This is a genomic window from Huaxiibacter chinensis (genome assembly GCF_022171985.1).
Lineage (GTDB): Bacteria > Pseudomonadota > Gammaproteobacteria > Enterobacterales > Enterobacteriaceae > Enterobacter > Enterobacter chinensis_A.
Genome location: NZ_JAJVHF010000005.1, coordinates 160547 through 173642, shown reverse-complemented (window position 1 = coordinate 173642; position 13096 = coordinate 160547). Strand labels below are relative to the sequence as shown.

Below are 13096 nucleotides of genomic sequence, written 5' to 3'. Positions count from 1 at the left end.
AAAAGGCTAAGTCCTCGTACCGTAAGGCCTGGACGTGATGTCAATAATGTAGAAAAAAAAATGAAAATTTGATCGAGTGCTGATTTCTTCAACGGGAGGTCAGAATTGCGCAACATGATGCTGCGCAATCTTTATAAGATTATTCGATGACGTTAGTCTTTTTTGGCGGTCGTATGCAACATATAGTTAACATCCACCCCCGCACCCAGCTTAAATTTATCGGTTAACGGGTTGTAATGCAGACCAGTGATATGCTGCTCTTTAAGCCCGGTCCGATCCACCCAGCCTAATAATTCCGCTGGCTTGATAAATTTCTTCACATCATGCGTGCCCTTCGGCACCATGCGCAGCACATATTCCGCGCCAACCACCGCCATCAGCCAGGCTTTGCCGTTACGGTTGATGGTTGAGAAGAACACCTGGCCGCCCGGTTTGACCAGCTTTGCGCAGGCCTGCACAACGGACTGTGGATCGGGAACGTGCTCCAGCATCTCCATGCAGGTCACCACGTCGTACTGATGGGCATGATTCGCCGCATGTTCTTCGACGGTTTCCTGCACATAGTCCACCTGCACCCCGGATTCCAGCGCATGAAGACGGGCAACCTGCAGGGGCTCAAAGCCCATATCAAGACCTGTCACCGTCGCGCCTTCGCGCGCCATGCTCTCTGCGAGGATCCCGCCGCCGCAGCCGACGTCGAGGATTTTCTTACCGAACAGGCCGCCGGAACGCTCCGCGATATAGCCCAGACGCAGCGGGTTAATACGGTGCAGAGGTTTGAATTCACCCTCAAGATCCCACCAGCGGGACGCCACCGCTTCAAATTTGGCGATCTCTGCATGGTCTACGTTGTGAGCCACCGGTGATTTTTCGGCATTCATGGGCGCTTTTACTCCTTATTTAGCAAGACAATCGAGTATATCAGGCTATCCCCGCGAATAAAGCATACAGGTTTACCTGTCTGGTAGCGGTTGTGTTATAATTTGCGACCTTTGAATCCGGGATACAGTAGAGGGATAGCGGTTAGATGAGCGACCTTGCGAGAGAAATTACACCGGTTAACATCGAGGAAGAGCTTAAGAGCTCCTATCTGGATTATGCGATGTCGGTCATTGTTGGCCGTGCGCTGCCGGACGTCCGAGATGGCCTGAAGCCGGTACACCGTCGCGTACTATACGCCATGAACGTATTGGGCAATGACTGGAATAAAGCCTACAAAAAATCTGCCCGTGTCGTGGGTGACGTCATCGGTAAATATCACCCGCATGGTGATATCGCCGTTTACGACACTATCGTCCGTATGGCGCAGCCATTCTCCTTGCGTTACATGCTGGTAGATGGTCAGGGTAACTTTGGTTCTGTCGACGGCGACTCCGCTGCGGCGATGCGTTATACGGAAATCCGTATGTCGAAAATCGCCCACGAGCTGATGGCTGACCTGGAAAAAGAGACGGTCGATTTCGTCGATAACTATGACGGCACCGAGCGTATCCCTGATGTTATGCCCACTAAGATCCCGAACCTGCTGGTTAACGGTTCTTCCGGTATCGCCGTGGGTATGGCAACCAACATTCCGCCGCACAACATCACCGAAGTCATCAATGGTTGTCTCGCCTACATCGACGATGAAGAGATTACCGTTGAAGGGCTGATGGAACACATTCCGGGTCCGGACTTCCCAACGGCTGCCATCATCAATGGCCGTCGTGGTATTGAAGAAGCATACCGTACCGGTCGTGGTAAGATTTATATTCGCGCCCGCGCAGAAGTGGAAGCAGATGCGAAAACCGGCCGTGAAACCATTATCGTTCACGAAATCCCGTATCAGGTCAACAAAGCGCGCCTGATCGAGAAGATCGCGGAACTGGTAAAAGAAAAACGTGTTGAAGGTATCAGCGCGCTGCGTGACGAGTCTGATAAAGACGGTATGCGCATCGTAATTGAAATCAAACGCGACGCGGTGGGCGAGGTTGTGCTGAACAACCTGTACTCCCAGACTCAGCTTCAGGTCTCCTTCGGTATCAACATGGTTGCACTGCACCATGGTCAGCCGAAGATCATGAACCTGAAAGATATTCTGAGCGCGTTCGTTCGTCACCGTCGTGAAGTGGTGACGCGCCGTACCATTTTCGAACTGCGTAAAGCCCGCGACCGTGCGCACATCCTTGAAGCACTGGCTGTTGCTCTGGCAAACATCGACCCTATCATTGAGTTGATTCGCCGTGCGCCAACGCCTGCTGAGGCAAAAGCCGGTCTGGTCGCCCGTCCTTGGGCGCTGGGTAATGTCTCTGCCATGCTCGAACGTGCAGGCGATGACGCTGCACGTCCTGAGTGGCTGGAACCTGAGTTCGGCGTGCGTGATGGTCAGTACTACCTGACCGAGCAGCAGGCGCAGGCTATTCTGGATCTGCGTTTGCAGAAACTGACCGGCCTTGAGCATGAAAAACTGCTCGATGAATATAAAGAGCTGCTGGAGCAGATTGCAGAGCTTCTGCATATTCTTGCCAGCGCCGATCGCCTGATGGAAGTGATCCGCGAAGAGCTGGAACTGGTCCGCGATCAGTTCGGCGATGAGCGTCGCACGGAAATTACCGCGAACTCTTCTGATATCAACATTGAAGACCTGATCAACCGTGAAGATGTGGTGGTCACCCTGTCTCACCAGGGCTATGTGAAGTATCAGCCGCTGACCGACTACGAAGCACAACGTCGTGGTGGTAAAGGCAAGTCTGCGGCACGTATTAAAGAAGAAGACTTTATTGACCGCCTGCTGGTGGCTAACACCCATGACACGATCCTCTGCTTCTCAAGCCGTGGTCGTCTGTACTGGATGAAGGTTTACCAGCTGCCAGAAGCGAGCCGTGGTGCGCGTGGTCGCCCAATCGTCAACCTGTTGCCGCTTGAGCCGAACGAACGTATTACGGCGATTCTGCCGGTGCGTGAATACGAAGAGGGCGTTAACGTCTTCATGGCGACCGCCAGCGGCACCGTGAAGAAAACGGCGCTGACCGAGTTTAGCCGCCCACGTTCTGCCGGGATCATCGCGGTGAACCTGAACGAAGGCGACGAGCTGATTGGCGTTGATCTGACCTCTGGTACTGACGAAGTCATGCTGTTCTCCGCGGCGGGTAAAGTCGTTCGCTTCAAAGAAAACGCCGTACGTGCGATGGGACGTACCGCGACCGGCGTGCGCGGTATTAAGCTTGCCGGTGAAGACGCGGTTGTCTCCCTGATTATTCCGCGTGGCGAAGGAGCAATCCTGACCGTGACGCAGAACGGTTACGGTAAACGTACCGCTGAAGCCGAGTACCCAACCAAATCACGCGGCACGCAGGGTGTTATCTCGATCAAAGTGACCGAGCGTAACGGTTCTGTTGTCGGCGCGGTGCAGGTTGATGATTGCGATCAGATCATGATGATCACCGATGCCGGTACGCTGGTGCGTACTCGCGTGTCAGAGATCAGCGTGGTAGGGCGTAACACCCAGGGCGTGATCCTCATCCGTACTGCGGAAGATGAAAACGTGGTGGGCCTGCAACGTGTTGCTGAGCCTGTCGACGATGAAGAACTGGATTCTATCGACGGCAGCGTAGCGGAAGGCGACGATGAAATCGCGCCAGAAGCCGAAAGCGACGATGATGTTGCGGACGACGCTGAAGAGTAATGTCTCCTGACGTAAAAAGGGCCGGATTCCGGCCCTTTCTTTTTTTGCGGACACGTGAGCATTGCGACAAACTACGTTTACCGCTACCTTAACCACATTCTTTTTGACCCCGACGGCGGAGCCTCGCCCCCTTGAAATATCTCGTCTCCTTTCGTACCACGCTAAAAGTTTCTCGCTATTTTTTCCGGGCGTTAGCGCTACTGCTTTGGCTACTGGTGGCCCTGGCCTCGGTGTTCTATATCGTCAACGCCTTGCACAAGAAGGAGTCCGAGATCCGTCAGGAGTTTAGCTATAACTCCGATCAGGCCCAGCGCTATATCCAGCGCACGTCGGATGTGATGAAAGAGTTGAAATACATCGCGGAAAACCGGCTGACGGCGGAAAACGGTATTCTGGCCAGCCGTGGACGAAACGATAAGGTTGAGATCCCCAATTTTGAGCCGCTGTTCCCCGATTCCGACTGCTCGGCGATGGGCGGAACCTGGCGCGGGTCGCTGGAGTCACTGTCATGGTTTATGCGCTACTGGCGGGATAATTTTTCTGCGGCTTACGATCTGAATCGCGTCTTTCTTATCGGTAGCGATAATTTGTGCATGGCGAATTTCGGCCTGCGCGATGTGCCGGTCGACCGTGATAATGCGCTGAAAAGCCTGCACGAACGGATTAAGAAATACCGTAACGCGCCGCAGGACGAGCGCAGTAACAACATTTACTGGATAAGCCAGGGCCCGCGCGCTGAAGTGGGCTACTTCTATGCGCTGACGCCGGTCTACCTGGCCAACCGCCTGCAGGCGCTGCTGGGAATTGAGCAAACTATCCGGATGGAGAATTTCTTCACGCCGGGCAGCCTGCCGATGGGCGTGACCATTCTGGACGAGAATGGCCATACCCTGATCTCCCTCACCGGTCCGGAGAAGCGCATCACAATCGATCAGCACTGGTTGCAGGAGCGTACCTGGTTTGGCTACACCTCCGGGTTCCGCGAGCTGGTGCTGAAAAAAAGTTTGCCGCCATCGTCCCTGAGCATTGTCTATTCCGTGCCGGTTGACCTGGTGCTGGAACGTATACGCCTGCTGATTTTGAACGCTATCCTGCTGAACGTGCTGGTCGGTATCGCCCTCTTTATGCTGACGCGGATGTATGAGCGCAGAATTTTTATTCCCGCCGAAATCGATGCGCAGCGCCTGGAAGAACACGAACAATTTAACCGTAAAATTGTTGCCTCAGCCCCGGTCGGCATTTGTATCCTGCGTACCCAGGACGGCACCAATATCCTGAGTAACGAACTGGCGCACAACTACCTGAATATGCTGACCCACGAGGACCGACAGCGCCTGACGCAGATTATCTGCGGTCAGCAGGTGAACTTCGTCGACGTGCTCACCAGTAACAATACCAATCTGCAAATCAGCTTTGTGCATTCACGTTATCGCAACGAAAACGTGGCGATTTGCGTGCTGGTGGATGTATCCGCCCGCGTTAAAATGGAAGAGTCTTTGCAGGAAATGGCGCAAGCGGCGGAACAGGCCAGCCAGTCGAAATCCATGTTCCTGGCGACGGTCAGCCATGAGCTTCGCACGCCGTTATACGGCATTATTGGTAACCTCGATCTCTTGCAAACGAAAGAGTTACCGAAAGGGGTGGGTCGTCTCGTCACGGCGATGAATAACTCTTCCAGCCTGTTGCTGAAAATCATCAGCGATATTCTCGATTTCTCAAAAATCGAATCGGAACAGCTCAAAATCGAGCCGCGCGAGTTCTCTCCACGTGAAGTGATGAACCATATTACCGCCAACTATATGCCGCTGGTCGTGCGTAAACAGCTGGGCCTTTACTGCTTTATTGAACCCGATGTGCCGCTGACGCTGGAAGGTGACCCGATGCGTCTGCAGCAGGTGATCTCAAACCTGTTGAGCAACGCCATTAAATTTACCGATATCGGCTGCATCATTTTGCACGTGTCCCGTGCAGGGGACTATCTCAGCATCCGCGTGCGCGATACGGGCGTTGGGATCCCGGCAAAAGAGGTGGTGCGTCTGTTCGATCCTTTCTTCCAGGTGGGCACCGGCGTACAGCGTAACTTCCAGGGTACCGGCCTGGGACTGGCGATTTGTGAAAAGCTGATCAGCATGATGGACGGTGATATCTCGGTGGATACCGAGCCGGGCATGGGCAGTCAGTTTACGATTCGTATCCCGCTTTACCATGCGCAGCATCCGGAAAAACCGTTTGTAGAAGGGCTCAGCGGCAAACGCTGCTGGCTGGCGGTGCATAACGCCTCCCTTTATACGTTCCTGGAGTCGCTGCTCACCCGTAGCGGCCTCAGCGTGGCGCGTTACGAGGGCCACACGGCAGAGGCTGATGATATCCTTATTACCGATGATGCGCCGGATGCCGCGTGGCAGGGTAGGGCAGCGGTGGTCTTTTGCCGTCGGCACATCGGTATTCCGCAGGAGCGCGTGCCTGGTGAATGGGTTCACAGCGTGGCGACGCCGCATGAGTTGCTTAACCTGCTGGCGCATATTTACAAAGTTGAAGTAGACACCCGGGATGGCGTCGCGGCGCTGCCGTCGGTGGAATCTAACGTCGCCAGAAACGATGACATGATGATTCTGGTGGTCGACGATCACCCGATTAACCGCCGACTGCTGGCCGACCAGCTCGGGTCACTGGGGTACCTTTGCCTGACCGCCAACGACGGGGTCGATGCGCTGAATGTTCTCAGCAAGAACCACATCGATATTGTGCTGAGCGACGTTAACATGCCAAACATGGATGGCTATCGCCTGACCCAGCGTATTCGTCAGCTTGGCCTGACGTTGCCGGTGGTGGGGGTGACGGCGAATGCGCTGGCGGAAGAGAAACAACGTTGTCTGGAATCAGGGATGGACAGCTGCCTGTCGAAGCCGGTGACGCTGGACGTTCTCAAACAGACGCTGTCGGTGTATGCCGAACGCGTCAGGAAAACCAGGGTATAAAAAAACCCGGTCCGCAAATGCGCGACCGGGTTTTTTTACGACCAAAGCATTACTCTTTATCGACCGCGCTCAGCGTAACAGAGGAGAGATAGTTCAACAGGGCGATATCGTTTTCCACGCCCAGTTTCATCATCGCTGATTTCTTCTGGCTGCTGATGGTCTTAATGCTGCGGTTAAGCTTCTTGGCAATTTCCGTAACCAGGAAACCTTCTGCGAACAGACGCAGTACTTCGCTCTCTTTCGGCGAGAGACGTTTGTCGCCGTAACCACCCGCGCTGATTTTCTCCAGCAGGCGAGCCACGCTTTCCGGCGTAAATTTCTTGCCTTTCTGCAGTGCCGCCAGGGCTTTTGGCAGATCCGTCGGTGCGCCTTGTTTAAGCACGATACCTTCGATATCCAGATCCAGAACGGCGCTCAGGATAGCCGGGTTGTTGTTCATGGTCAGAACAATGATCGAAATACTGGGGAAGTGACGCTTAATGTATTTGATCAGGGTAATGCCATCACCGTATTTATCCCCAGGCATGGAGAGATCGGTGATGAGCACGTGCGCATCCAGTTTAGGCAGGTTATTGATCAGTGCTGTGGAGTCTTCAAATTCACCGACAACATTCACCCATTCGATCTGTTCAAGTGATTTGCGAATACCGAACAGTACAATCGGATGGTCATCGGCAATAATTACGTTCATATTGTTCATGTATTAGGCTACCTTGCTACAGCAAGCTTTTGACGTAGGCGTCAATGTCGCTGATGTATTTTTCTATGCCAGAAGCATCTGTCTCACGAATAAGATGTTCCAGCGTTTCACATAACTGCTTGCCCGGAACCAGGTTAAGCATGGCAAACACCCCTTTAAGGCGATGTGCTGTCTGCGCCAGTGCCGCAAAATCTTTCTCGGCGGACTCAGTATACAACCGCTTAACATCATCTGGAACTGTATCCACAAAGAGTGAATAGTAGCCACTGGCATGGAGTTCGGCATTTTCATCGCCACCCAACGGGGACTCCAGGATCCCTTCCTGCGCCAGCTGCTCTTCTATTAGTTGTAGTACAGCTTCCTGCATAGCATTGCTCATATTGAAGTTGACGCGCAGCTGGCCGGGGCCGATTTTTCGCACGCCGGACTCATCATCGCTTAAAAGCAAGCCGGAGGCAGTAAGATTAGACGGATTATCAGTTAAAAAGAGATCAAATTCTTGACTCGCCAGTCTCTCATCCGGCGTGATGCACTCAGCACCCCAGTTTTCGAGCTGACGAACCACAATAGCGCGGATCTCGTTTGAGGTCACATCCACCATTGCCACGACGTCATCCAGCAGGCGTTCTTCGTCCTCTTCCTGTGGATTTGCGGTCATTTTAACGTGCAGAGAATAACGCGTCCCCAGCGATTCACGCGCCTTGATATTCAGGTGCCCGCCCAGCTTACGTGCCAGCTGATCGCACAACCAGAAGGTGAGGGCGTTCGCTTTGCCATAATTATCGCTCTGCGTGTCGTTCAGGAACGGGAAGTGGAGATTATCGATCTCATTCACCGTGACGCCTTCACCGGTATCGAGAATACGGAACGTCAGACGATCGTCGACCGATTCATCGGTGCTGACTTCCAGCGTAATTTTGCCAATCTGGGTGGTGGTGACGGCGTACTGAATCAGCATCAACAGAATGCGGCGCAACGCCTCCCGATCGCCATGGCGTTCATCATTGGCGGGGAGATTATTGTTAATCAGCAGTTGAAGCCCTTTACGCTTGATCACCGGCAAGACTTCAGGAACCACTTCGTCAATCAACGCCTGGATGGAGAAGAGGGACGGGCTGCTCTTCCAGCTGTCATTCTCCAGCATATTCGCCAGCTGAATTTCATCGACGAGACGGGCCAGAGAGTCGGCCTGGATCGCCAGCTGATGACTTTCAGGCTCTTTTAGGCTGGCGGCCTGAGCTGCCAGCGTTTTCAACGGTTGCTTGAAGGCATCGCTGATATTGTGCATAAACGCGGCACGGCCTTGCTGATTTTTCTCATACAACCGCTGGGCCTGCTTCAGCTTCTTATTCACCAGAACTTCACGGTCCTGGTCACGAATGATAAAGATCTGCGTGCGTGATGCCACCTGGCTGCGGAACTGGCGTATTTCATAGAGTTCATTATTAATGGTCGCCTGAATCACGCCCTGATGCTGATCGGCCATTGCGGTGATGTTCTGCAAATTAAGATGCGGCATTAAGTGGTCGGCAATTTTATTACTGATGATCGTGCGGTTTGCTTCCTGATCGTGCACCAGTAAACCCAGAGGCAGCACGGAGACAATCTCTTCGTTCAGGGCTCGCAATACGCGCAGTTCACTGCTGGAACCAGAGGAGGAAGGGCTTTCACTCGCCCGCCCCGGCTGGAAGCGAAACGTGGTGTACCCAAACACGGCCAGGGCGAGCAGGCCAATGTTAAGCAACAGCGGCAGCAGGATATTTTGCAGCGTGTCCAGCAGAAGGGTACCAAACGGAACCTGCCACACCAGGCGCATACCGGTCGAGTTCAGCGAGGAGGTGATCTCAATTTTTGAACCATTAAAGGAGATTGCTACGCTTTCCGCGGTCTCTTTATCAGGCGGCGTGCGCAAGTTTTGTGTGGAATTGTCCGGATCCAGACGGAAGCTATCCAGCGGCATATCCGGCGGGATCAAATCATTAATCGGTAAGTCGAAGGCGACCACCGTGGCCAGATGTCCTGGCTGATTAAACGTCGTGCGCAGCGTAAAGTAATGACCGTTTTGCCAGTCAAGGCGACGCAGCGAAGAGAAACTTTCGCGCTCATCCAGCGCATTCGCCTGCTGCAGCATCTCCGCGCGGCGAGTATCGACAATGGAACCCACCGCCGTCTCTTTAAAGCCCGAGGAGAGATCTTTAAGCGGCAGCGTGGAGATCAGGATCATGCTGTTATCCTGACCATTAAGATAGTACATCGACCACGGCACCGTTTCAGCGCCCCACAGCGTGTCGAGGTAGGTCGACATCCGCTGCGTCATTTCGAGCGTGGCGCTATCGTGGGAGCCAAAAATTAAGGCTTCGGTTTTGCGGCGCGGCTTTTCCAGGTAGTAGACGTCCTGCTTGAGGCGCGTCTCCTGCAATCCGTCACCGGAAGCGGTGCCCGGAGCAGCAGCAATATTGTCGTAAATCTGCCAGGTGGCGTAGCGCCAGGTGTCGATGCGTTTATGCAATGCATGGGTGATATCGACAATCTGATAACTTCTGTCTTTCAGCCAGGCGTTAACCGCGCTTTGCACCATAACTCCCATCGTCACCAGCAGCACTATGATCAATAGAAGAAAGAAACGAGTGATGCTCCCGGGAAGGAGGGAAAATTTGCCTGACGCGGTCGTCTCAGATTGACTCATTAATTGGTAACCCGTGGTGGTCGCACTTTTGGGAGATAGGCAGTATAAAGCGTAATAACTGAATTTCCAGCGTAGTTGTCAGTCTGTGACGGACTTTTTGCGCCCGATCCAGGCCAAAGTGCAATAGCGGTGAATGTGTACAGCGTTTTGCCATCTGTACAAATAATTATCGTAATCGTTAAGAAATAGCACTAATTAACAAGAAATTAAGATTTAGAGTAAATGCATGGGCGCAACGAATGTCACGGGAGGGTTTAATTAATAGTCGTTATAATTTCAGGCGGGTAGCACAAAAAAAACACTTTTCCGTAAAGAAAAGTAAAAAAAAACCGAATGCAGTGCATTCGGCTCAATTAGGGATAAACAGACATTCAAATTTGAATGACGGTAATAAATAAAGTTAATGATGATAGCGAGATATATTTTAGTGAACTCAAAGCGCTTTGTTTTGTCATTCAGTGCGGTAACTATTTTTTGTTTATCTATTTGATTTAAATGGCTTTATATAACACTTTGATTAAAAGTGCCTTATTTATTAGCTTTTTGTGCTGTCGAAAAGTTCCCTTTTGTTTACAAGTTGACACATCTTTGACGACAAATGAAACATCTTCAAAGTTTTAGTATCATATTCGTATTGGATTATTCTGTATTTTTGCGGAGAATGAATGTGCCGACTGGTTGAGAGGGTCAATCAGTAAGCAGTGGCAATTATAAGGCATATAACAGAGGGTTAATAAAATGAAAGTTAAAGTCCTGTCCCTCCTGGTACCAGCACTGCTGGTAGCGGGCGCAGCAAATGCGGCTGAAATTTATAATAAAGACGGCAACAAATTAGATCTGTACGGCAAAGTAGATGGCCTGCACTATTTTTCTGATGATGACGGTGCTGATGGCGATCAGACTTACATGCGTCTGGGCTTCAAAGGCGAAACGCAGGTAAACGACCAGCTGACCGGTTACGGCCAGTGGGAATACCAGATTCAGGGCAACACCACTGAAAGCGACAACCAGTCCTGGACGCGTATGGCATTCGCCGGTCTGAGATTTGGTGATGCAGGCTCATTCGACTACGGTCGTAACTACGGCGTCATCTATGACGTAACGTCCTGGACCGACGTACTGCCAGAATTTGGCGGCGACACTTACGGCAGCGACAACTTCCTGCAACAACGTGCAAATGGCGTTGCCACTTACCGTAACCAGGACTTCTTTGGTCTGGTGGATGGCCTGAACTTTGCTCTGCAGTATCAGGGTAAAAACGGCAGCGTAAGCGGTGAAAACGACACGGGTCGCAGCACCCTGAAACAGAACGGCGACGGCTATGGCGCGTCACTGACCTATAACCTGGGCGAAGGCTTCAGCGTAGGCGGTGCGATGTCTTCCTCTAAACGTACCGCAGATCAGAACGCAGTAGACGTTTACGGCAACGGCGACCGTGCTGAAGTTTACAGCGGCGGCCTGAAATACGACGCAAACAACATCTACCTGGCAGCGCACTACTCCCAGACCTATAACGCAACGCGTTTCGGCAACTCTCAGAACGACAGCTCCGTTTACGGTTTTGCTAACAAAGCACAGAATTTCGAAGTGGTTGCTCAGTACCAGTTCGATTTCGGCCTGCGTCCATCCGTGGCTTACCTGCAGTCTAAAGGCAAAGACATCGAAGGCGGTTACGGCGATCAGGACCTGCTGAAATATGTTGACGTTGGCGCGACCTACTTCTTCAACAAAAACATGTCTACCTATGTTGATTACAAAATCAACCTGCTGGATGACAATAACTTTACCCGTGCAGCTGGCGTAGGCACTGACGATATCGTCGCGCTGGGTCTGGTTTACCAGTTCTAATTTCTTGTCTTTTTTACATAAGGGACCTTAAGGTCCCTTTTTTTATGCTTTTTTCACCACTCAAAACGAACCGTTTTGGTGTACTCTTGCCGTTCAGGTTTGAGGATAATAACGAATGGAAATGACTTTTTTTCGCGCCAGCGTACTGGCGGCGCTTTTCTTTCTCACGGCATGCGATTCTTCCACGCCCGTGGCAAAGGTTGAAACACCCGCAGCAACGGTACTTGAAGGCAAGACGATGGGCACATTCTGGCGCGTGAGCATCATGAATGTTGATAAAGATCGGGCCAGTGAACTGCGCGAGAAGATCCAGAGCCAGCTCGACGCGGACGATCAGCTGCTCACGACGTATAAAAATGACTCCGCACTGATGCGATTCAATTTATCGAACAGCACCTCGCCCTGGCCTGTGAATGCAGCGATGGCGGACATCATCACCGAGTCGCTGCGCGTGGGTTATAAAACCAATGGCGCGATGGATATCACCGTGGGGCCGTTGGTCAATTTGTGGGGATTCGGTCCCAATAAGCAGCCGGTGAGCGAGCCCGGGCAGGCGCAAATCGACGATGCACGGGCCCGTACCGGGTTACAACATCTGTCGGTGATCAATCAGTACGGACAACAGTATTTACAAAAAGATATTCCCGATCTTTTCGTCGATCTCTCTACCGTCGGCGAGGGTTACGCCGCCGATCATCTTGCAAAGCTGATGAGCCAGGAGGGCATCGCCCGTTATCTGGTGTCGGTGGGCGGCGCGCTGGTTAGCCGTGGTATGAACGCCAGCGATAAACCCTGGCGCGTGGCTATTCAAAAACCGACCGATCAGCAACAGGCTGTCCAGGCGATTGTGGACATTAACGGTCATGGGATTAGTACCTCCGGCAGTTATCGCAACTATTACGAGCTGGATGGCAAACGAATTTCGCACGTCATCGATCCGCAAACGGGTCGTCCCATTGAACACAAGCTGGTCTCGGTAACGGTTGTCTCGCCCACCGCGCTGGAGGCTGATGCCTGGGATACGGGGCTGATGGTGTTGGGAACGGAGAAAGCCAAAGAGGTCGTGCGTCAGGAGGGGCTGGCGGTGTACATGATCTTTAAAGAGGGGGAGGGCTTCAAAACCTGGATGTCGCCTCAGTTCCAGAGCTTCCTCGTGAGCGAAAAAAATTAAAAAGCAAGGTTGCGGGTTTTTGTTTGATGGCGCTCTGGCAAGGTAGGAT

General features: G+C 52.5%; 7 protein-coding genes. 4 read left to right on the top strand and 3 right to left on the bottom strand.

Annotated elements, in window-relative coordinates; translation table 11 throughout:
• Positions 1 to 152: 152 nt before the first annotated feature.
• Positions 153 to 881, bottom strand: coding sequence for a bifunctional 2-polyprenyl-6-hydroxyphenol methylase/3-demethylubiquinol 3-O-methyltransferase UbiG (ubiG, locus tag LZP96_RS14120; RefSeq protein ID WP_064326802.1), 729 nt, complete (start codon positions 879 to 881; stop codon positions 153 to 155).
• Between the two features lie 146 nt (positions 882 to 1027).
• On the opposite strand from ubiG, the gene gyrA reads away from it, so the two are divergent.
• Complete coding sequence (gene gyrA / locus LZP96_RS14115) at positions 1028 to 3664, top strand: DNA topoisomerase (ATP-hydrolyzing) subunit A (RefSeq protein WP_258926118.1); 2637 nt, start codon at positions 1028 to 1030, stop codon at positions 3662 to 3664.
• A gap of 131 nt (positions 3665 to 3795) precedes the next feature.
• Positions 3796 to 6642, top strand: a complete 2847-nt coding sequence (gene rcsC / locus LZP96_RS14110; RefSeq protein ID WP_258926117.1) for a two-component system sensor histidine kinase RcsC — start codon at positions 3796 to 3798, stop codon at positions 6640 to 6642.
• Between the two features lie 49 nt (positions 6643 to 6691).
• On the opposite strand, the gene rcsB is transcribed toward rcsC, so the two are convergent.
• Together rcsB and rcsD are read right to left on the bottom strand one after the other, a co-directional pair.
• Positions 6692 to 7342, bottom strand: coding sequence for a response regulator transcription factor RcsB (gene rcsB, locus LZP96_RS14105; RefSeq protein WP_064326799.1), 651 nt, complete (start codon positions 7340 to 7342; stop codon positions 6692 to 6694).
• A 16-nt stretch (positions 7343 to 7358) separates the two neighbouring features.
• Positions 7359 to 10028, bottom strand: coding sequence for a phosphotransferase RcsD (gene rcsD, locus LZP96_RS14100; protein ID WP_258926116.1), 2670 nt, complete (start codon positions 10026 to 10028; stop codon positions 7359 to 7361).
• Between the two features lie 738 nt (positions 10029 to 10766).
• Here rcsD and LZP96_RS14095 point away from each other — a divergent pair.
• Both LZP96_RS14095 and apbE read left to right on the top strand, forming a co-directional pair.
• Positions 10767 to 11876, top strand: a complete 1110-nt coding sequence (locus LZP96_RS14095) for a porin OmpC (RefSeq protein WP_258926115.1) — start codon at positions 10767 to 10769, stop codon at positions 11874 to 11876.
• A 115-nt stretch (positions 11877 to 11991) separates the two neighbouring features.
• A complete protein-coding gene (gene apbE / locus LZP96_RS14090; RefSeq protein WP_258926114.1) occupies positions 11992 to 13047 on the top strand; it encodes an FAD:protein FMN transferase ApbE in 1056 nt (351 codons plus the stop codon).
• The last annotated feature ends 49 nt before the right edge of the window (positions 13048 to 13096 follow it).

Excerpts from the sequence above, each read along its gene's own strand:
- ubiG (WP_064326802.1), bottom strand. The coding sequence starts at position 881 with ATGAATGCCGAAAAATCACCGGTGGCTCACAACGTAGACCATGCAGAG.
- gyrA (WP_258926118.1), top strand. The coding sequence starts at position 1,028 with ATGAGCGACCTTGCGAGAGAAATTACACCGGTTAACATCGAGGAAGAG.
- rcsB (WP_064326799.1), bottom strand. The coding sequence starts at position 7,342 with ATGAACAATATGAACGTAATTATTGCCGATGACCATCCGATTGTACTG.
- rcsD (WP_258926116.1), bottom strand. The coding sequence starts at position 10,028 with ATGAGTCAATCTGAGACGACCGCGTCAGGCAAATTTTCCCTCCTTCCC.
- LZP96_RS14095 (WP_258926115.1), top strand. The coding sequence starts at position 10,767 with ATGAAAGTTAAAGTCCTGTCCCTCCTGGTACCAGCACTGCTGGTAGCG.
- apbE (WP_258926114.1), top strand. The coding sequence starts at position 11,992 with ATGGAAATGACTTTTTTTCGCGCCAGCGTACTGGCGGCGCTTTTCTTT.